Annotated in this window: 16 protein-coding genes; 6 read left to right on the forward strand and 10 right to left on the reverse strand. The window is 58.0% G+C overall.

Going from position 1 to position 19,308, the window contains the following annotated elements:
- Positions 1-63: 63 nt before the first annotated feature.
- The gene (gene mscL / locus ACZRMS_RS18540; RefSeq protein WP_463996482.1) at positions 64-477 is read left to right on the forward strand and encodes a large-conductance mechanosensitive channel protein MscL; all 414 of its coding nucleotides are present in this window, start codon (positions 64-66) and stop codon (positions 475-477) included.
- A 72-nt stretch (positions 478-549) separates the two neighbouring features.
- Here mscL and ACZRMS_RS18545 read toward each other — a convergent pair whose 3' ends face one another.
- Entirely contained in the window at positions 550-1,326 is a 777-nt protein-coding gene (locus tag ACZRMS_RS18545; RefSeq protein WP_463996483.1) for a ferredoxin--NADP reductase, read from the reverse strand.
- A gap of 370 nt (positions 1,327-1,696) precedes the next feature.
- On the opposite strand from ACZRMS_RS18545, the gene ACZRMS_RS18550 reads away from it, so the two are divergent.
- Together ACZRMS_RS18550 and ACZRMS_RS18555 are read left to right on the forward strand one after the other, a co-directional pair.
- The gene (locus ACZRMS_RS18550; protein WP_463996484.1) at positions 1,697-2,410 is read left to right on the forward strand and encodes an autoinducer binding domain-containing protein; all 714 of its coding nucleotides are present in this window, start codon (positions 1,697-1,699) and stop codon (positions 2,408-2,410) included.
- 155 nt (positions 2,411-2,565) lie between these two features.
- Positions 2,566-3,690, forward strand: a complete 1,125-nt coding sequence (locus tag ACZRMS_RS18555) for a methyltransferase (protein ID WP_463996485.1) — start codon at positions 2,566-2,568, stop codon at positions 3,688-3,690.
- Between the two features lie 58 nt (positions 3,691-3,748).
- Here ACZRMS_RS18555 and ACZRMS_RS18560 read toward each other — a convergent pair whose 3' ends face one another.
- From ACZRMS_RS18560 to ACZRMS_RS18570, 3 genes are read right to left on the reverse strand one after another with little or no spacing between them, the layout of a single operon-like run.
- Positions 3,749-3,916, reverse strand: a complete 168-nt coding sequence (locus ACZRMS_RS18560) for a DUF2474 domain-containing protein (RefSeq protein ID WP_048359305.1) — start codon at positions 3,914-3,916, stop codon at positions 3,749-3,751.
- 58 nt (positions 3,917-3,974) lie between these two features.
- Complete coding sequence (gene cydB / locus ACZRMS_RS18565; RefSeq protein WP_463996486.1) at positions 3,975-4,982, reverse strand: cytochrome d ubiquinol oxidase subunit II; 1,008 nt, start codon at positions 4,980-4,982, stop codon at positions 3,975-3,977.
- Positions 4,983-4,985: 3 nt separating this feature from the next.
- The gene (locus ACZRMS_RS18570) at positions 4,986-6,425 is read right to left on the reverse strand and encodes a cytochrome ubiquinol oxidase subunit I (protein WP_463996487.1); all 1,440 of its coding nucleotides are present in this window, start codon (positions 6,423-6,425) and stop codon (positions 4,986-4,988) included.
- A 404-nt stretch (positions 6,426-6,829) separates the two neighbouring features.
- Here ACZRMS_RS18570 and ACZRMS_RS18575 point away from each other — a divergent pair, with 404 nt between their 5' ends.
- Complete coding sequence (locus ACZRMS_RS18575) at positions 6,830-8,053, forward strand: MFS transporter (RefSeq protein ID WP_463996488.1); 1,224 nt, start codon at positions 6,830-6,832, stop codon at positions 8,051-8,053.
- A gap of 103 nt (positions 8,054-8,156) precedes the next feature.
- Here ACZRMS_RS18575 and ACZRMS_RS18580 read toward each other — a convergent pair whose 3' ends face one another.
- Positions 8,157-8,594, reverse strand: coding sequence for a DUF4879 domain-containing protein (locus ACZRMS_RS18580; protein ID WP_463996489.1), 438 nt, complete (start codon positions 8,592-8,594; stop codon positions 8,157-8,159).
- A 210-nt stretch (positions 8,595-8,804) separates the two neighbouring features.
- Between ACZRMS_RS18580 and ACZRMS_RS18585 the strand changes: the two genes are divergently transcribed.
- Both ACZRMS_RS18585 and trmA read left to right on the forward strand, forming a co-directional pair.
- Entirely contained in the window at positions 8,805-10,100 is a 1,296-nt protein-coding gene (locus tag ACZRMS_RS18585; RefSeq protein WP_463996490.1) for an NCS2 family permease, read from the forward strand.
- Complete coding sequence (gene trmA / locus ACZRMS_RS18590; protein WP_463996491.1) at positions 10,097-11,185, forward strand: tRNA (uridine(54)-C5)-methyltransferase TrmA; 1,089 nt, start codon at positions 10,097-10,099, stop codon at positions 11,183-11,185. The genes ACZRMS_RS18585 and trmA overlap by 4 nt, the downstream gene beginning before the upstream one ends.
- 60 nt (positions 11,186-11,245) lie before the next feature.
- On the opposite strand, the gene ACZRMS_RS18595 is transcribed toward trmA, so the two are convergent.
- From ACZRMS_RS18595 to ACZRMS_RS18615, 5 genes are all read right to left on the reverse strand, one after another.
- Entirely contained in the window at positions 11,246-12,559 is a 1,314-nt protein-coding gene (locus ACZRMS_RS18595) for a TolC family outer membrane protein (protein WP_463996492.1), read from the reverse strand.
- On the reverse strand, positions 12,556-13,884 hold the full coding sequence (locus ACZRMS_RS18600; RefSeq protein WP_463996493.1) for an HlyD family type I secretion periplasmic adaptor subunit: 1,329 nt from the start codon (positions 13,882-13,884) through the stop codon (positions 12,556-12,558). The genes ACZRMS_RS18595 and ACZRMS_RS18600 overlap by 4 nt, the downstream gene beginning before the upstream one ends.
- Positions 13,881-15,635 carry a type I secretion system permease/ATPase gene (locus ACZRMS_RS18605; protein ID WP_463996494.1) on the reverse strand — a complete coding sequence of 585 codons (1,755 nt, stop codon included), beginning with the start codon at positions 15,633-15,635 and terminating at the stop codon, positions 13,881-13,883. The genes ACZRMS_RS18600 and ACZRMS_RS18605 overlap by 4 nt, the downstream gene beginning before the upstream one ends.
- Before the next feature lie 159 nt (positions 15,636-15,794).
- A complete protein-coding gene (locus ACZRMS_RS18610) occupies positions 15,795-16,424 on the reverse strand; it encodes a heme acquisition protein HasA (RefSeq protein WP_463996495.1) in 630 nt (209 codons plus the stop codon).
- 103 nt (positions 16,425-16,527) lie between these two features.
- Complete coding sequence (locus ACZRMS_RS18615; protein WP_463996509.1) at positions 16,528-19,302, reverse strand: TonB-dependent receptor; 2,775 nt, start codon at positions 19,300-19,302, stop codon at positions 16,528-16,530.
- Positions 19,303-19,308 lie beyond the last annotated feature (6 nt).

Here is a 19,308-nt window from a genome sequence, read left to right on the forward strand (position 1 = left end):
GCATGATCTGCCATGCTGAATTACACTGCACCCACCAACCTCATCTGTAACAAGGAATATCCAATGGGCGTGATAAGTGAGTTCAAGGCCTTCGCGGTCAAAGGGAACGTGGTCGATATGGCCGTCGGTATCATCATCGGCGCGGCATTTGGCAAAATCGTTTCGTCCTTTGTGGGTGACGTTGTCATGCCACCGCTTGGGTTGTTGATTGGCGGTGTGGACTTCAGTGACCTGGCCATTACGCTTAAAGCGGCCGTTGGCGATGCGCCAGCTGTGGTCGTGGCCTACGGTAAATTCATCCAGAGCGTGATCGATTTCGTCATCGTCGCGTTTGCCATTTTTATGGGTGTAAAGGCAATCAACCGTCTCAAGCGTGAAGAGGCCGTCGCCCCGAGTGCTCCGCCACTGCCGTCCAAAGAAGAAGAACTTTTGGGCGAAATCCGCGACCTGCTCAAAGTGCAAAACAACCGGCCATAATTGTCCGGCATAAATAACGGCGCCCCAGGGCGCCGTTATTTATTCTATGCCGCACGACATACAAAACTCACACTACCAGTAATTCTCAACTGCGACTTGCCCTGGCCGGCGGCTCAGGCTCAGTTGCATATCCCGCGTCTTGAGCAACTTGCGTGTGTCATCAATCATTTGCGGGTTTCCGCACAACATGACCCGTGAATGTTCGGCTGTCAGCTCTATACCCGCCGCCTGTTCAAGTTCGCCACTTTCAATCAGCGTGGTAATGCGCGCGTTCAATGCGCCGGGTACTCGCTCCCGGGTGACGATCGGTACATACACAAACTTGTGCGCATATTCGGCCAGGTACTCACGCGAACATAACCCGGCGATCAGGTCCTGATAGGCCAGCTCCCGTGCTTCCCTTGCACTGTAAACCAGCACAATACGCTCGAACTTTTCCCACACTTCAAAATCCTGCAGGATCGACAAAAACGGCGCGATGCCGGTCCCTGTCGCAAGCAACCACAGGTCACGCCCGTCGACAAAACGGTCCAGGGTCAAAAAACCGAACGCCTGGCGCTCTACCATCAAGTTGTCGCCTACTTGCAAGCGACTGAGCTCACTGGTGAATTCTCCGCCCGGCACCACAATCGAAAAAAACTCCAGAAACTCGTCATGGGGCGACGAAACCATGGAATAAGCGCGCCACACCGTGCTGCCGTCGGCCTTGGTCACCCCCAGCCTGGCAAATTGACCCGCGCGAAAACGAAAACCTGCGTCGCGGGTGGTGCGCAATGTAAACAGGCTGGGGGTCAGGGGGGTGACATCGGTCAGCGTCTGCTGGGTGAATTTTTCTGCGCTGGCAGTCATGGGACACTCCAATGGCGAATGGCCCTAGTGTCGCGCAAAGAGCCCCGGAGAAACACCGATGGTTTGTGGTGGCTTTGCGGCAGACTGTCGCCCTGCAAATGCGGGCCCAAAACGCAATAACTGTAATAGTTAATGCAAATAGTTCCGACACAGCCACTATTTACAAATGCATAACCGCTATATAGACGCGACCAAAAAGTCCAATCAAACACACTCTTAATATGATCTTCTGCATATTTAAGCAATCGCCCCACCGCCCATAGATAATATTTACTTATTAAGTATTTAGTATTATTTGAAGTGGCAACTAAAATTATCTACTAGGATACCCGCAACTCCCCCAGTAACTTCAAGGTCGCAGGAGCGCCTCATGACCGCTCACCATACAATCAGCTTCAACCAGTACGTTGCTTGCAGTAGCGAGACAGAGTTACGTTCCTACACACTCAAACGGATAGAAGGCTATGGCTTCGACTATTTCTTTTTCCGAATGATTCCTAGGCTCGGAAATGTCGTAACGCACAGCAAGGTAATAACAAACTATCCAAAAGATTACATTGAGCGGTATGAGAAAGGCCCTTCGTCGAAAGCAAACCCGCTCGTGGCTCACTGCCAGCTTTCTATCGTGCCTATCATTTGGAGCCCCTACGTTTTTCGTGAAGTTCCAGAGTTGTGGAAAGCGGCACAAACCTGTGGGCTGACCTATGGGTGGTCGCAATCGGTCCACGACCCCAATGGCGTTGTAAGCATGTTGAGCCTTGCCAGGAAAGATCCCCCTCTCACCGAAAATGAGTTCGCGGACAAAGTCGCCAACGTCTTGTGGCTATGCAACCAGCTGCACGCTGCCATGCTCGAACGCACCCACCTGCGCCACAATCTGGAGATCCATATCACCCGCTTGTCCTGCCGGGAGATCGAAATCCTGAAGTGGACAGCCGAAGGCAAAATAGCCGCCGACATTGGTACGATCCTGAGCCTGAGCACCCGCACCGTGAACTTTCATATCAGCAGTGCCATCAGAAAGCTGGGGGCGAACAACAAGACGTCTGCTGTGGTCATGGCGGCCAAGTCCGGCCTGCTGTAAGCCGGCACTGCCACGTGCCGGACAAACGCATCAGGTAATCTGCTGCAAAAAAAAGTAAAATCACGCCCACCTGTAAAACCCACGGATTCCTCTGTTAGCCAGGCCCCCCTCAAGGGCCGGGCCATGCAGTTGCCGATTCCTCAGAGTTTGTATAAATGCCTGTGCTAGAAAGCCCCTTCGCCCAACTTCGCCTGATCCGCCAACCCGAGCAGCAGAACGAGCCCTTGCAGGCCTTCGATGCGGCGGATGAGTATTTGCTTAATCACTTGGCCGAACAGGCGCTGCCCGCGAACAGCCGGGTGCTGGTGCTCAATGACAGTTTTGGTGCCCTGGCCGTCAGCCTGGTCGGCACCCAGCGTGTCACCAGCAGCAGCGACTCCTTCCTCGCCCTGCAGGCGCTGGAAAAAAACCTGACGCTCAATGGCCATGCTTACGATGCAGTTTCGATCATCCCTGCCAGCGAACCGTTGGTCGGCCCCTTCGACTGCGTACTGATCCGCGTGCCCAAAACCCTGGCGTTGCTCGAAGAGCAGCTTATCCGCCTGCAGGGCCAGTTGGCGCCGGGCGCGCAGGTGATCGCAGCTGCCATGGTCAAACACTTGCCACGTGCCGCAGGTGATCTGCTGGAGCGTTACATCGGCCCGGTACAAGCTTCGCTGGCGGTAAAAAAGGCTCGCCTGCTGATTGCAACGCCGCAGGCCCTGGGGCCATTTACCTCCCCGTACCCTTCGCGCTACCGCCTGGACAAGCCCGCCATCGAGCTGCTCAACCACGCCAACGTGTTTTGCCGCGAAGACCTGGATATCGGCACCCGGGCATTCCTGCCTCACCTGCCAGCAAACCTGGGGTCGGCACGGGTTGCAGACCTGGGCTGCGGCAATGGGGTGCTGGCCATTGCCAGTGCGCTGAACAACCCGCAGGCGCAATACACTCTGGTTGATGAGTCCTTCATGGCGGTGCAGTCCGCCCGCGAGAACTGGCAGGCCGCGCTGGGTGATCGCGAGGTCATTGTGCGGGCCGATGACGGCCTGGCAAGCCAGGCGCCGGACTCTCTGGACGTGGTGCTGTGCAACCCGCCATTTCACCAGCAACAGGTGGTAGGGGACTTTCTGGCCTGGCGCATGTTCCAGCAGGCGCGTGAAGCGCTGGTGGTCGGCGGTGCGCTGTACATCGTGGGTAATCGCCATCTGGGTTACCACAGCAAGCTGGCCAAGCTGTTTCGCGGTGTCGAGCAAGTCGCCGCCACGCCAAAGTTCGTGATTCTCAAGGCGCGCAAGTAAGCACACCCAGCCCACACAATAAAAAACCCTCCGAAGAGGGTTTTTTATTGTCTGACCATCAGTGGGTTTTCATACCGGCCGCCGTCATGAACAGGCGAATCAGCCAGGCAAACACGCCCAGGCTCGCCACGCTGGCGGTCCAGATCACCAGCAGCCAGCCGATACGTTGCCATAACGGCTTCTTCTCGCACTCTTGCACGTCGTGTAGATAATCCTTGCCAGCCATGTTCAGGCCTCCTCTTGGGGAAAAGGCTGTGGCCCTCAGGCCACAGCGGCAGTTGCTACTAGTGATAACCGTCTTCGTGGGTGACCTTGCCGCGGAACACGTAGTAGCTCCAGAAGGTGTAACCCAGAATGAACGGGATGATGAACAAGGTGCCCACCAGCATGAAGCCCTGGCTTTGCGGCGGTGCAGCGGCTTCCCAGATCGAGATCGAAGGCGGGATGATGTTCGGCCACAGGCTGATACCCAGACCGCTGTAGCCCAGGAAGATCAGTACCAGGGTCAACAAAAACGGCGTGTAGTGAGCCTTGCGCGCTATCGCCTTGAGCAGACCGTACATCGTCACCAGCACCAGGATCGGAACCGGCAGGAACCAGAACAGGTTCGGCAGCGTGAACCAGCGCGCGGCAATGTCGGTGTGCGCCAGGGGTGTCCACAGGCTGACGATACCCATCAGCACCAGCACGGCCAGCGCCAGAGGGCGGCCCAGCTTGTGCATGCGCTCCTGCAGATGACCTTCGGTCTTCATGATCAGCCAGGTGCAGCCGAGCAACGCATAGGCCACGATCAGCGCGATGCCGCAGAACACGGTAAACGGCGACAGCCAGTCCAGCCCGCCCCCTGCGTATTCTCGATTAACCACCGGGATGCCATCAATGAAGGCCCCCAGCGCCACGCCCTGAAAGAAAGTGGCCACGAGCGAGCCGCCAATGAAGGACTTGTCCCAGATATGGCGTTTTTCCGGCCGCGCCTTGAAGCGGAACTCAAAGGCCACGCCGCGAAAGATCAAACCCATCAGCATCAGCATCAGGGGCAGGTACAGCGCCGACAACACCACCGAATAGGCCAGCGGGAAGGCGCCAAACAACGCCGCACCACCCAGTACCAGCCAGGTTTCGTTGCCGTCCCAGACGGGAGCAACCGTGTTCATCATCACATCGCGGTCACTCTCGCCCTTGATAAAGGGGAAGAGGATGCCGATCCCGAGATCGAAACCATCCATGACCACGTACATCATGATCCCGAAGATGATGATGATTGCCCAGATAAGTGGCAGATCAATACCCATGACTCAATTCCCCTTAGTCAGGCTGTCGCTGTGGCCTTCATCTGTACCCTCATGGGCAGCAGACAGAGGACGGGCAGGCGTGCGTTGCTGGCCTGGGCCACCGTGGGTGTCGTCATCGCCTTCGTGAGTGATCGGGCCCTTGCGTACCAGACGCATCATGTAGCCCAGGCCCACACCGAACAGCGAGAAATACACCACTACAAACATGACCAGCGTGATGCTCATTTGCATGACGCTGTGATTGGACGAGGCATCCGCAGTGCGCATCAGCCCGTAGACCACCCACGGCTGGCGACCGATCTCGGTGGTGAACCAGCCTGCCAGAATCGCGATCAGGCCGGACGGCCCCATCCACAGCACCATACGCAAGAACAAGCGGTTTTCGTACAGGGTGCCGCGTTTGCGCAGCCACAGGCTCCACAGGCCGATAAAGATCATCAGCATGCCCAGCGCCACCATGATGCGGAAGGTAAAGAACACGATGGTCGAGTTCGGACGATCCGCTGCCGGGAAGTCCTTCAGGGCCGGAATTTGCTTGTCCAGGCTATGGGTCAGGATCAGGCTTCCCAAGTAAGGAACTTGAATCTTGTAGTCCGTGGTTTCGGTCTTCATGTTCGGGATGCCAAACAGAATCAGCGGCGTGGCCTCACCGGGTTTGTTCTCCCAGTGACCTTCCATGGCCGCGATTTTTGCTGGCTGATACTCAAGGGTGTTCAAACCGTGGGCATCGCCGATCAGCGCCTGTACCGGCGCAACCACCAAAGCCATCCACATCGCCATCGAGAACATGCGGCGAATGGCCGGCGTGTTACGACCGCGCAGCAAGTGCCAGGCCGCCGAAGCGCCGACAAAAAATGCCGTGGCCACAAAGGCCGCCGTGGCCATGTGCGCCAGACGGTAAGGGAATGACGGGTTGAAAATCACCGCCAGCCAGTCCACCGGAATCACCCTGCCATCAATGATTTCGAAGCCCTGCGGGGTTTGCATCCAGCTGTTGGACGCCAGGATCCAGAAGGTCGAGACCAACGTCCCCAGGGCTACCATTGCGGTCGAGAAGAAATGCATCCCGCGACCGACGCGGTTCCAGCCAAACAGCATCACGCCCAGAAAACCTGCTTCAAGGAAAAATGCGGTCAGTACTTCATAGGTCAGCAGCGGCCCGGTAACAGCCCCGGCAAAGTCCGAAAACCTCGACCAGTTCGTACCGAACTGATAGGCCATGACCAGGCCCGACACCACGCCCATCCCAAAGTTGACGGCGAATATCTTCGACCAAAAGTGGTACAGGTCGCGGTACGTATCGTCACGGGTTTTCAGCCACATCCCTTCGAGCACCATCAAATAACTGGCGAGACCGATGGTAATGGCGGGAAAAATGATGTGAAACGATATGGTAAACGCGAACTGGATTCGGGCGAGATCGAGAGCCTCCAAACCGAACATAAGTCTTCCTCTATCAGGTATCAGGTCGTTGAGGACACAAGCATCGCGCCTGTATCCAACTACCCCCGCAGGCCATGGCCACAGCGAATCGAGCTTCGCTCTTTTAACCACAACGCAAAGGGTTCTGGCCGGCTGGCCATCCAGAAAACCTCTTGGAGGTCTTGATCTGGATCAAGCATGGATGAAAGAGTAGTCCATTCCTGACACACGGCTAATGTGGTTTGTTGTCGCGTGACACGATGCCTCAGGCCTTGATATAGACCGTTGCAAGAACAGCAAGGAATCGCCCAAAGCAGATTTTCAGTCGGGGTTTGGGTGACCGGAAACCTTCATGTTCCGGGTCATCAATTGTTACAGAATAATGATAATCTCGAGCCCCCTGTCCTCGGCCACTCTTCCTCCAAATGACCAGCCAGCCCCTCCTGCTACGCCATCACCGGCCATTTGTGGCCTTCTGGTTTGCCCGCATCTTCACCGCCAGTGCGTTTCAGATGCTGACCGTGGCCATTGGCTGGAACCTCTACCAGCTCACCGGCAATGTAATGGACCTGGGTTGGGTCGGCTTGATTGAGTTCGCGCCGCGCCTGCTGTTCATGCTGCACACCGGGCATGTGGCCGACCGCTATGACCGGCGCCGGGTGGCGGCCCTCTGCCAGTCGCTGCAGGCGATGATTGCCCTGATACTGGCCATCAGCAGTGCAAGCGATCACATCACCCGGGAAATGATCTTTATCCTGGCCTTTGTGCTGGGCGCCGCCCGCTCCTTCGAGATGCCCGCCACCCAGGCGCTGCTGCCTTCGATCGTTCCGGTTGAACTGTTCCCGCGCGCAGTGGCGGCCGCACAAGCGGCGCAGCAGTCAGCCACCATCGTCGCGCCGGCGTTTGGCGGGTTGCTGTATGCGTTTGGCAGTGTGTGGGTGTATGGCCCGAGCGTAGCGCTGTATCTGATAGCCGCATTGCTGATGAGCACCCTGCCCGCCCGTCAGTTGCCGTTGAACAAGGGCAAGGCGACGCTGAACTCGTTACTGGCAGGCATTCGCTTTATCCGCAGCCGCCCTGATGTCCTGGGGGCCATCTCCCTTGACCTGTTTGCGGTACTGCTGGGCGGCGCCACGGCGTTGCTGCCGGTGTTTGCCAAAGACATCCTGCTCACCGGCCCCTGGGGCCTGGGCATGTTGCGCTCGGCACCGGCGGTCGGTGCCTTGCTGATGTCGCTGTGGCTGGCCAGGTTCCCGGTGGAGCGCAAGGTCGGGCGCGTCATGTTTACCGCCGTGGGGCTATTCGGGGTCGCGACCATCGCGTTCGGCCTGTCGACCTCTTTCTGGTTTTCCATGGCGGTGCTGGTGGTACTCGGGGCAGCGGACATGATCAGCATGGTGATCCGCGCTTCATTCGTGCAGCTTGAGACCCCGGATGAAATGCGCGGCCGGGTCAGTGCGGTTAACGGCTTATTTATTGGCGCATCCAATCAACTGGGCGAATTCGAATCCGGCGCCACCGCCCATTGGCTAGGCACCGTGCCTGCCGTGGTGCTGGGCGGGGTCGGCACGCTGGTCGTTACGGGGCTGTGGATAAAACTGTTCCCCGGCCTGGCCAATCGCGACCGGATGGTGGAAGAAAAGCCTTAACTACACACCCTGTGGGAGCGGGCTTGCTCGCGATGAGATCGCTGCGGTGTTCAGGCCTAAGGCGCAGCTCCCATCGCGAGCAAGCCCGTTCCGACAACAGCTCTCACTTTATATAGAGCTGTGCACCCATCCGGTTGTGCGGTGGCACCAGCGAGGTGTTACTGAACTCGAAGCTGCCGCCGTCCTTGTTACCCAGGTCAAAGGTATAGAGGTGCCCCACAGTGGTGCCCGCACCGTTACAGGCCACCAGCCCCTCGCCCTGGTTGCAAACCGGGGCTCGCACGCCGTCCACTTCCTGGCCATCCAGGGTGACATTGGGCTGGCCGCCATAACCTCGCTCCAGCACGTAAACCTTGATATCGGGGCCGTTATGGTCACACCGGGTTTGCTTGCGGCCGTCCGACACATCCTCTACAGCGCAGGTAACAGACGCCACTTTGAGTATCTCGACAGCGCTCAAAGGTAACGCGGGCGCAGCATGGGCAGCGGCACTGATCATAAAGCCGACACAGGCACAAACTGCTTTGATGGTGTGATTCATAGATCCCTCCGAAAACTGGCACGCAGTATGCCTTCTGTCTCAAGGTTACAAAACATGGCCCCGCCGGGTAACCAAAGCAGCCATATGTACGAGCTGCTGGTATGATGCGCGGCTTTTTCCGACAGACAGAAATTCTTCAGGCGATCCGCGTCTGTGCTTTGCTGTTGAAAACGATTTAATCACGGCGCATTTGGCGCCACGGGGACTGGCATGCTGGAAAGGCTGTTTCAACTCAAAGCACACAACACCAATGTGCGTACCGAGATTCTTGCGGGTATCACCACCTTCCTGGCGATGGCCTACATCCTGTTCGTAAACCCGAGCATCCTCGGTGAAACGGGCATGGACAAAGGCGCCGTGTTTGTCGCCACCTGCCTGGCGGCGGCCATCGGCTCGGCAACCATGGGCATCATCGCCAACTACCCGATTGCACTGGCACCGGGCATGGGCTTGAACGCCTTCTTCACCTACACCGTGGTGCTGCACATGGGCCACACCTGGCAGGTAGCGCTGGGCGCGGTGTTCATCTCGGCGGTGCTGTTCTTCCTGCTGTCGATCTTCCGCATCCGCGAATGGATCATCAACAGCATCCCGCTGCCGCTGCGTTCGGCCATTGCAGCCGGTATCGGCCTGTTCCTGGCGCTGATCGCCCTGGGTAACGCCGGCATCGTGGTTGCCAACAAGGCGACCTTGGTGGGCATGGGCGACCTGGCCCAACCGAAAGTGATCCTGGCGTCCCTGGGGTTTGCCCTGATTGTTGCCCTTGAGGCAATGAAAGTGCGCGGTGCAGTGCTGATCGGCATTCTGGCCGTGACCCTTGCTTCCATTGCCATGGGCGTGACCGAGTTCGGTGGCGTGATGTCGATGCCGCCTTCCCTGGCCCCGACCTTCCTGCAACTGGATATCAAAGGCGCGCTGGACATCGGCCTGATCAGTGTGATCTTCGCCTTCCTGTTCGTTGACCTGTTTGACAACTCCGGCACCCTGATTGGCGTCGCCAAGCGCGCCGGCCTGATGGGTAAAGACGGGCACATGCCAAAAATGGGCCGCGCCCTGATTGCTGACAGCACCGCGGCCATGGCCGGTTCGCTGCTGGGCACCTCGACCACCACCAGCTACATCGAGTCGGCAGCAGGCGTAAGCGCCGGTGGCCGTACCGGCCTGACCGCCATCGTGGTCGGCATCATGTTCCTGCTGGCGTTGTTTTTCTCGCCACTGGCCGCCAGCGTTCCGGCCTTCGCCACTGCACCTGCACTGATGTTCGTAGCCGTATTGATGATGAGTGGCCTGGCCGAAATCGAGTGGGACGACATCACTGTTGCCGCACCGGTGGTCATCACCGCGCTGGCCATGCCGTTCACCTACTCCATCGCCAACGGCATTGCCTTCGGCTTTATTTCCTGGACCGTGATCAAGCTGCTGTCGGGCCGCGCCCGTGAGCTGAATGCACCGCTGATCATTCTGTCGATCCTGTTTGTGGTCAAGCTAGGTTGGTTTGCAGCATGAGTGCATTGCCGTTTGATTCTGCTACCTACGCCGTTGAACTTGAGGCCAAGGCCAATCGTCTGCGCGAGCTGCTGGCGCCTTTCGATGCGCCCGAGCCGCAGGTGTTCGATTCGCCTCTGAAACACTTCCGTCTGCGGACCGAGTTCCGCCTGTGGCGCGAAGGGGGCGAGCGTCACTACGCCATGTTCGCGCAGGACGACAAGCGCACGCCGATCCTGATCGAAGAGTTCCCGATTGCCAGCCTGCGCATCAATCAACTGATGCCCCAGCTCAAGGCCGCCTGGAAAGCCAGCTCAGCCTTGAGCCACAAGCTGTTCCAGGTGGAGTTCCAGACCACTCTGGCAGGCGATGCGATGGTCACTCTGTGCTATCACCGCCCGCTGGACGAACACTGGCAAAACGCTGCCGAGCAGCTGGCCAAAGACCTGGACATCAGCGTGATTGGCCGTTCCAAAGGCAAGCGCGTGGTGATCGGCCGCGATTACGTGGTCGAAAAGCTGGAAGTCGCGGGTCGCACCTTCACTTATCAACAGCCTGAAGGCGCGTTCACCCAGCCAAACGGCACGGTCAACCAGAAAATGCTCAATTGGGCATACGAAGCGTTGGGCGAGCGTGCGGATGATTTGCTGGAGCTGTATTGCGGCAACGGCAACTTCACCCTGCCGCTGGCCACCCGTGTACGCAAAGTGCTGGCCACCGAAATCAGCAAGACCTCGGTCTACGCCGCGCTGAACAACCTGCGCGACAACGCTGTGGATAACGTCACGCTGGTACGTTTGTCGGCCGAAGAGCTGACCGAAGCCCTGAACGAAGTGCGTCCGTTCCGTCGCTTGCAGGGCATTGACCTGAAAAGCTACGACTTCGGCAGCGTTTTCGTCGACCCGCCACGCGCGGGGATGGACCCGGACACCTGCGAGCTGACCCGCCGTTTCGACAACATCCTGTACATCTCGTGCAACCCGCTGACATTGGCCGAGAACATCGCCCAACTGCACGACACTCACCGTATTGAGCGTTGCGCGGTGTTTGACCAGTTCCCGTGGACTCACCACATGGAATCGGGTGTGTTGCTGGTTCGTCGCTAGGCCTTGAGTCAAAAGCCCCTCACCCTCACCCTCTCCCCGAGGGTGAGGGGCTCTTCAAACTCACTGAAAATACCCCGCCACCTGCCGCAAATCTCCTTCGTTCAACAACCCCGCGTAATACTTGAGCTGCACCCGTGCCAGCAAATACGCATAGCGCGCCTCTGCCAAATCCCGCTTGGCACTGAACAACTGCTGCTCGGCATCCAGCACATCCAGATTGACCCGCTCGCCCCCGCCCACGCTTTTCTGCGTCGCCTGCACCAGTGCACCGGCGGACTCCACCGCCATTTCATAAGCCCGTACCTTGGCCGCCGCGCTGCTATTGAGGTTGTACTGCTTGCGCAAGTCCACCAGGGTGGTCGCCGTTTGCGCGTCCAGCTCGAACTGCGCCTGAGACAGTTGCCGCGCCGCCTGTCGGGTCGACGCCGACACCGAGCCCCCAGCAAACAAAGGCACGCTGAGCTGGATGCCCACGCTGTTGGTGTCGTACTTCTGGTTGTAGGTGCTTTCGGAGTCGGAACTGGTCTGACGGCTGCTGGCATACAGGCTGAGTTTGGGCAGATGCCCGGCCCGCTTGCGTTCCACCTCGTACTCGGCCGATACCAGCGCATGATGCTGCGACGCCAGTTCCGGGTTATTGGCCAACGCCAGCTCGCGCCAGCTTTCAAAGCGCCGGGGCTCCAGGGGCAGGATTGCAAAACGCGGCGCCAAGGGATCAAGCTGTTCTATTTGCAAAGGCTCGCCAAGCATCGCTTCCAGCTCACGCAGGGCAGCATCCTGATTGTCTTGCGCCTCGATCTCTTCAGCCACCGCCATGCTCAGGCGCGCCTGGGTTTCCAGCACGTCGGTTCGGGTGCCCTCTCCGCCCTTCAACATCCGTTGGTTGAGTTGTAAACGCTCGGCAAAGGCGCGCTTTTGCGCGCGGCTCAGCTCGATCCGTTCCTGCGCCAGCAATGCCTGACTGTAGGCACTGAGCAGACGCACCGCCAGATACTGGCTTTTGCTGCGAAAACGCTCATCGGAGAACAACGCCTGCGCAGCACCCTGCCGAAAGCGTGCGTACGCTTCATAGTCCAGCAGTGGCTGCTGCAAGGTCAGTGTGGCTGCGTAGCTACGGTAATCACGGTCGGTACGGGTACTGGCCTGGGTGACTTCGGACTCGTTGCGCGAGTTGTTGTAGTTCCATGACAAGGTCGGCAGCAACGCCGAACGGCCCAGGGCACGGTTCTCTTCCCCGGCCGCCCGTTCTTCAATGGCCGCCTGAAAGGTCGGATCGTTGCGGATTGCCAGATCGTAGGCCTCAAGCAAACCCAGCGCCTGCGCCGGGCCAGCCAAGAGCGCGCACATCAGCCATGCATATCGACGCACGCTCATTCCTCCACCAAGGCCATGTGGGTGCGGTCAAGCAACGGCTTGAACAGGTAATTGAGCATCGAGCGTTCGCCCGTGCGGACAAAGGCTTCCACCGGCATGCCGGGGCGGATCTGCAACCCGGCCAGTTGCGCCATGCCAGCTTCGCTGACTTGCGCACGCAGGGTGTAGTAAGGCTCGTCGGTGCGCTCATCGACCTGACGGTCCGCCGATACCAGCGTTACTTCACCTGCTACCCGAGGCGTGGTGCTTTGGCTAAAAGCCGAGAACATCAGTTCCACCGGCAAGCCGGGGTGAACCTTGTCGGCCAGCTCAACCGGTACCCGCGCCTCCACCAGCAGCACCTCACCCTGGGGCACGATTTCCATCAGTGCCTGGCCGGGCTTGATCACCCCGCCTTCGGTGAACACATCCAGGCCCACCACGATGCCCGCCACCGGGGCACGCAACTGGCTGTTGGCCAGTTCGAATTCGGCCGAAGCCAGACGATTGCGCAAGTCCTCGGTACGCACACGGGTGTCGGCCAGTTGAGTGCGCACTTCCTTCTGGTATTCCTCGGCCAGTTGCCGAATCTTCAGGCGCATTTCCAGCACTTGTCGCTGCAACTGGCCGATGCGGCCGTAGTCTTCGCTGATCGAACCCAGGATCTGAGCGTAAACCCGTTCAGTGTCCAGCAGGCGGTTGCGCGGGATATAGCCTTCGCGGGCCAGCTCACGCAGGCCTTGCAACTGTTCGGTCAGGGCCGTGCGTTGCAGCACCTTGCTGGACTGGGAATCTCGCACCCCGCGCAGCTGCGCCTCGGCGCCGGCAATGCTTTCATCCACACCTTGCTGGTCCAGCAGCAAGGCTTTGCGCCGACTGTCGAACAGTTGCTGCTGCAAGGCGAGGCTGGAAGCCACTTCCGGCTCGGCCGCCAATGCCGTCAGCTCGGCAGGGAAGTTAACGCGGCTGGCGCCATCGCCCTCGGCGTTCAGCCGCGCCTCACTGGCCAACGACCCATAGAACTGGCTACGCAAAGACTGAGCCTGGCCCAGCAGCGGGGTTTCTTTCAGACGTATCAGCACCTGACCCGCAGCCACTTTGTCGCCATCACGCACGTCGATACGCTCAACAATCCCGCCGCTGGGGTGCTGCACCACTTTGCGATGGCCCGAAACCATGACCTTGCCCGACACCGCGACACCCTTGTCCAGCGGCGCCAATGCGGCCCAGCCAAGAAACCCGAGAAAGCCGCCGAGCATCAGCAGCCAGCCCAGACGCGCATAACGGGTGTCATCCAGTTGCAGCACATTACTGTCGCCAAGGGCCTTGGCGGTTGACTGTTTCATGCCTTGCTCGCCTCTACCGTACCGAGCCGATAGCTCACATTCATTGCCGGTTTTGGTGCCGCAGGCTTGGCCGCCGAGGGAGCACCGAGCACTTTGGCGGTCGGGCCAAAGGCTTGTAACTGGCCTTCACGCAGAATCAAAAGCTGGTCAGTCAGGGTCAACACATTGGGTTTGTGAGTAATCAAGATCAGGGTCCGCTTGTGCTGCTTGAGTTGAGTAATGGCCTGCAACAAGGCCTGCTCCCCGGCTTCATCGAGGTTGGAATTGGGTTCGTCGAGCACAATCACCGCCGGCAAGCCGTACAGCGCCCGGGCCAGACCGATGCGCTGTTTCTGCCCGCCGGACAACCCGGCACCGCCTTCACCGAGGCGGGTGTCGTAACCCTCAGGCAGTTGCAGAATCAACTGATGCACACCCGCCAGCTGCGCGGCGGCCAGCACCTTGTCGGCGTCCACCTCGGTAAAGCGTGCGATGTTTTGGGCGATGGTCCCGGCAAACAGTTGTATGTCCTGGGGTAAATAGCCCAGATGCGGGCCGAGCTGGTGTTTGTCCCACTGCGACAGCTCGGCACCGTCCAGTCGCACCTTGCCCGCCAACGGCTGCCACACGCCAATCAACAGCCGGGCAAGGGTCGACTTGCCGCAGCCAGAAGGCCCGATCACCCCCATCACTTGCCCGGCCGGCAGGGTGAAGCTCAGGTTGGCCAGGGTGGCGCGACGGGTGCCGGGAGCGCTGGCGCTCAATTGCTCCACCGACAACTCGCCCTGTGGTGCCGGCAATGCCATGCGCACCGGGCGCGGTGGGTGCGCCTGCAACAAGGCTTCGAGACGTTGATAGGCCAGTCGCGCCGAAGTCCATTGCTTCCACACACCTATCAACTGATCGATGGGGCTCAATACGCGGCCCATCAGGATGGAACCGGCGATCATCATCCCGGCAGTGATTTGCCCTTGTACTGCCAGCAATGCGCCGAGCCCCAGCACCAGCGACTGCAGGGCCAGGCGTACACCTTTTGACCAGGCACTGACCGTGGCGGTCTTTTCACTGGCCAGATTTTGCTGTGCCAAAAACGCCGTGTGTTGTGCAAGCCAGCCCCCACGCAAGGTGTCGAGCATGCCCATGGCTTCGATCGCCTCGGCATTGCGCAAATGCGCACTGGCTTGCCGGGTCGCTTCCACCGACAACTCGCTGGCGGCTTTAAGGGGCGCTTGCGATACGCGCTGATTGACCCACGCCAGAATCATCAACAGCACCGCGCCACCCAGCGCCAGCAACCCTAGCCAGGGGCTGAACATAAAGATCACAAACAGGTACACCGGAAACCACGGCGCATCGAAAAATGCGAACAACGCATTGCCGGTGGCGAACTGACGCAGGCTGGTCAGGTCATTCAACGCCTGCCCCGCTGCCGGGCTTCCGGTGCGCAATTGCGCTTCAAAGGCTGCGTCGTAAACGCGTTGATTCAAACGCATATCCATCTGCGTGCCGAGGCGGATCACCACCTGGCTACGCACCCATTCCAACGCCCCCATCAGGCCAAACAGGCCGAGAATCATCAGCGTCAGCATCAACAGGGTCATTTGATTGCCCGAGGCCAGCACCCGGTCGTACACCTGCAACATGTACAGGGCCGGGGCCAGCATCAGTAAATTGATCACGGCCGAGAACAGGCCAATATTGAAAAAAGCACGCTTGTAGGCCGTCAAGGCAGCCAGCATCTCGTTGGCGACGTGGGCTTTGGGCCGGGTCATTAAAGAGTTCCGAAAAAGGGTGACCGGTATGCCTGTGGGAGCAGGCTTGCCTGCGATACAAACGACACGGTCTTACTGCCAGACCGTGCCGATGCAATCGCGGACAAGCCCGGCTCCCACAGGGTTGGTATCGCCTGTGAGAACAGGGGGTGGCGAGCGTTACGCCGCTAGCGCCCAGTCTTGAACCAGCTCTTGCACACCCACCAGGCTGATATCAGCAGCCAGCGGTGCATCCGAGTGAGCCAGGCCAGCGGCCGCCAGTTGGTCGAAGGTCGAATCGGTGCTCAGACCGAACCCGCTCAGCAGGTTGTTGAGCACGCCTTCCAGACCCGACACGTCGCCTTTCATCAGGCCGTAGATCACGTCCTGAACAGCGTTGCCAGCACGGCCAGCATCGCTGGCGGCGGACAGGTCGAGGCCGTTGAAGGAAGCGGTGTAGTCGCCCAGCGTAAAGTCGCTGCCCTTACCACCGCCGAGCACTTCACCCAACTGCACATTATCCAGGCTGCCCCACAGGAAGTGGTTCATGTTGTCGCCCGCTGACAGCTTAGGGTTGAACACATAATTCAAACCGTTATCCGTGTCGCTTTCAGCCACAAAGGCGTAAGTCGAACCGTTAGCGCCCTGAGTTGCATATTGCTCGCCCGTCATTGCGCGGCCGCCGGTATTGAAACCTCCGGTATGGGCGGTGCCATGATCGGCGGTACGGAAACCTGTAGACCATTCAGTCAAAACGTCATGAACAGAGAAAGCGCCCGCAGCAGAGTTATAAGTTACTGAAATAGTCATGATTTACTCTCTTCCATTGATAGTTTCGGTGACAACTTGCACACACCTGTGTGCTTTTGCCCAGTACGAGCAAAATCTTTAACAGCGCACTAATCACTGATGTTTAAAACTTGTATTCGAGCATTCCACTTAATGTTCTGCCCCGGGCCAGGCTTAAATTATTAGCATCACCCATAGCAACGAAGTAGGCTTCATCCGTTGCGTTTTCCAATACCATGGTTAAATTAATATCATTAGTCGGCCAGTAACTGGCATACAGGTCATACACACTGTATTTGGGCCATGTCGCCTGTTCGATATTGTAGTAATTATGCGCATTCATATCAGCACCGTTGCCACGGCTGTAGCGCAAACGAATACCTGTGTCCAGTCGGCGTTCAAGAAATCGTGCTCCGACAGTCATTGAGCCTCGGTCAGCAGGCATATAGGCTGCACTGCCCATTACTCCGCCACAACTCACTTTACCGTTGGCAGCCGGATCATCCATAAATTCGTATTCCCTGGCCTTCCGCAAACCTTTAGTGCCATCAGGTCGTGTGTAACTCTCATATTTAGAACTCAGGGTTTTACCTGATTTTTTCGCACCCCCCATATAATAGTTACTTGAGCAAAACTCATTACTGCCGATCATGTGGGTATAGCTCAAGTTGGTGTACACACGCCCCATGTCATAATTCAGCTGGTACTCCATTCCGCGAAAACGCGTGCCATTCAAGTTATTAACGTATGCCAGGTCTCCAAAATTAGCGGCACCTGAAGTTTCCGGCAATGCGATACCATATTGCATAAACGAAAAGTTCTTTATCTTGTTATCAAAATAAGAAACTTTCATGCCCAGCCGGTCATTATTAAAAAACAACGACTCTTTAAAAATATTGAAGCCCACTTCCCAGTCTCTGGATTCCTCTGCCTTGAGGAAAGGGTTGGGGAACACTCGTTCAGGAGCATTGCCGCCATGGGGGCGACCCGTCATCAATACTTCTGTCACTGCCGGTGGACGCCAACCCTTACCCCAGCGGGCATACAACTGAAGCCAGTCCACGCCCGGCTTGATCGCAATACCGAAAGTCGGTGAAAACTTGCCGCTCTCTTGGTCCAGGTCATACGTGTCTTCGACGCGTTTGGCCGGGTCCAGATTGGCCACCGGCACACCATTTTCATGCCGAATTATTTCTTGACGGTAGAGAGTCATCCCCGTCTTTCCTTCAAGGCGATAACGGTCATACCGCAAGCCGCCATTGAGGGTCAACCAGCCGTCGTAATCGTATTCCAGATTGCTGAACAGGCTGGCCATGGTGCGTTTGCCAGAAGGGTCGGCACCATCAACATAAGGTTTGACCACCTCACTCAAGGCCGCCACTTTATTGGTCTTGGGCTTGAAGGTGTCCTGGTACATCTCCAAGCCATAATTCCAGCTCAACAGACCATAGGAATCGAAGTTGAAGCGCGAGGTGTTCTCGCCTTGAACGCCCCAGGTATCAGTGCGAAAAAAATCTTTGTAGGGATCGTAGTTATTGCGCACTTCACTTGTTTGATGCCCGGCATTGGAACGCACCAGTTCAGTACTGACGTAATACACCTTGCTCTTGAAGTCGATCAGTTCGCTGTCAGGGTTGTAGCTGTAATCAAGCGCATAGTTGCCGGTGCCAAGGTTGTTTTTACTGTGCCTTCTGTACTCATAGTCGGTCTCGTTGTTGATCGCGTAAGTCCATGAGTCGTTGCTATCGCTATCGGTGTTCAGATAGCTCAATTGCACACGTTGATCGTTGGGCAGATTGAGACCGAACTTGACCATCTGCGAGCGCGTCACGCTACCTGAGTCACCCACCTCATTGTTCAGCCAGTTGTTCCAGGCTTCACGGCGAGTTTGTTTGACCCGTATCTCATCCCCCAGGTTATCGGCGTTTTGCCGACCGCTGCGGTAGTTGCCGAAATGGCGCTCACTGTAGGCGAACAAGGCATCGCCAATGTCGTTGCCGAAGGCGAACACCCCGCCACCGTTGAAATAAGTACCGTTGCCCAGCTCACCGATGCCGCTACCTGCACGCACGCGCCCGCCGAACTCTTTGCCATCTTTCAAAAAATCACTGGCTTCAAGGGTTTTGAAGGTGGCGATACCACCCAGCACCGCCGCACCGCCCATGCCGGATTGGGTGCCCTTGTCGATTTCGATACTGGAGATCATTTCCGGGTCGATCAGCATCACGCCGTTGCGATGCTGGTGGCCGTTGACGTTGAAGTTCTGGCGCATGCCATCAACGTTCATGTTGACCCGGCCATAGTCCTGAAGGCCGCGGATGTTGACCGACAATCCAGGGTCGCGCTGATCGACGGCGGTGTAGACGCCCGGGGTTTCCTCCAGCATGTCAGCTGCGTGACGCGGGGCGCGCTTGTTGATTTGCTCGCTGGTAATCACGGATACCGCTTCAGGTGTCTGGTACACCCAATCCGCACTATTGCCTTCGCTGGCAGTCACTGAGGTGGTGCCAAGCGCCAGCGCGTCTTTGTGTTCATTACTGACGCGAGTCAAGGTGACCTGGCGTTCGCCGGTAAAGCGGTATTCCACCGGGTTGTTGCCCAGCAAGCGCCCCAGGCCTTCCTGCACACCCAGGTCGCCGTTCAGCGCCATGGACTTGAGGCCTTGCAGCATCTGACTGTCGAACAACACTTGCAAACCGGCCTGTTCGGCAAAGATCAGGACCGCTTTGTCCAGCGGCTGAGCCGGGATATGGAAGGCGATAAATTCTTGCTGGACTGCGCTGCCGGCTTTTTCAGCCGCATGTAATGGCGCTTGCGCTACCAACAATCCAAAAACTGCGACATGAACAGCAAAGGCTAACCGGCTTGCGGATTGCACCCCTTTGCGCTGACTACCCATCATTTT

The organism is Pseudomonas sp. B424, assembly GCF_055408345.1.

What these genes read in the sequence shown, in the direction of transcription:
- ACZRMS_RS18605 (WP_463996494.1), bottom strand. Translation starts at nt 15,635, where the DNA reads ATGACCCGGCCCAAAGCCCACGTCGCCAACGAGATGCTGGCTGCCTTG.
- ACZRMS_RS18570 (WP_463996487.1), bottom strand. Translation starts at nt 6,425, where the DNA reads ATGTTCGGTTTGGAGGCTCTCGATCTCGCCCGAATCCAGTTCGCGTTT.
- ACZRMS_RS18595 (WP_463996492.1), bottom strand. Translation starts at nt 12,559, where the DNA reads ATGAGCGTGCGTCGATATGCATGGCTGATGTGCGCGCTCTTGGCTGGC.
- ACZRMS_RS18585 (WP_463996490.1), top strand. Translation starts at nt 8,805, where the DNA reads ATGCTGGAAAGGCTGTTTCAACTCAAAGCACACAACACCAATGTGCGT.
- ACZRMS_RS18550 (WP_463996484.1), top strand. Translation starts at nt 1,697, where the DNA reads ATGACCGCTCACCATACAATCAGCTTCAACCAGTACGTTGCTTGCAGT.
- mscL (WP_463996482.1), top strand. Translation starts at nt 64, where the DNA reads ATGGGCGTGATAAGTGAGTTCAAGGCCTTCGCGGTCAAAGGGAACGTG.
- ACZRMS_RS18600 (WP_463996493.1), bottom strand. Translation starts at nt 13,884, where the DNA reads ATGAAACAGTCAACCGCCAAGGCCCTTGGCGACAGTAATGTGCTGCAA.
- ACZRMS_RS18545 (WP_463996483.1), bottom strand. Translation starts at nt 1,326, where the DNA reads ATGACTGCCAGCGCAGAAAAATTCACCCAGCAGACGCTGACCGATGTC.
- ACZRMS_RS18555 (WP_463996485.1), top strand. Translation starts at nt 2,566, where the DNA reads ATGCCTGTGCTAGAAAGCCCCTTCGCCCAACTTCGCCTGATCCGCCAA.
- ACZRMS_RS18610 (WP_463996495.1), bottom strand. Translation starts at nt 16,424, where the DNA reads ATGACTATTTCAGTAACTTATAACTCTGCTGCGGGCGCTTTCTCTGTT.
- cydB (WP_463996486.1), bottom strand. Translation starts at nt 4,982, where the DNA reads ATGGGTATTGATCTGCCACTTATCTGGGCAATCATCATCATCTTCGGG.
- ACZRMS_RS18560 (WP_048359305.1), bottom strand. Translation starts at nt 3,916, where the DNA reads ATGGCTGGCAAGGATTATCTACACGACGTGCAAGAGTGCGAGAAGAAG.
- ACZRMS_RS18615 (WP_463996509.1), bottom strand. Translation starts at nt 19,302, where the DNA reads ATGGGTAGTCAGCGCAAAGGGGTGCAATCCGCAAGCCGGTTAGCCTTT.
- trmA (WP_463996491.1), top strand. Translation starts at nt 10,097, where the DNA reads ATGAGTGCATTGCCGTTTGATTCTGCTACCTACGCCGTTGAACTTGAG.
- ACZRMS_RS18580 (WP_463996489.1), bottom strand. Translation starts at nt 8,594, where the DNA reads ATGAATCACACCATCAAAGCAGTTTGTGCCTGTGTCGGCTTTATGATC.
- ACZRMS_RS18575 (WP_463996488.1), top strand. Translation starts at nt 6,830, where the DNA reads ATGACCAGCCAGCCCCTCCTGCTACGCCATCACCGGCCATTTGTGGCC.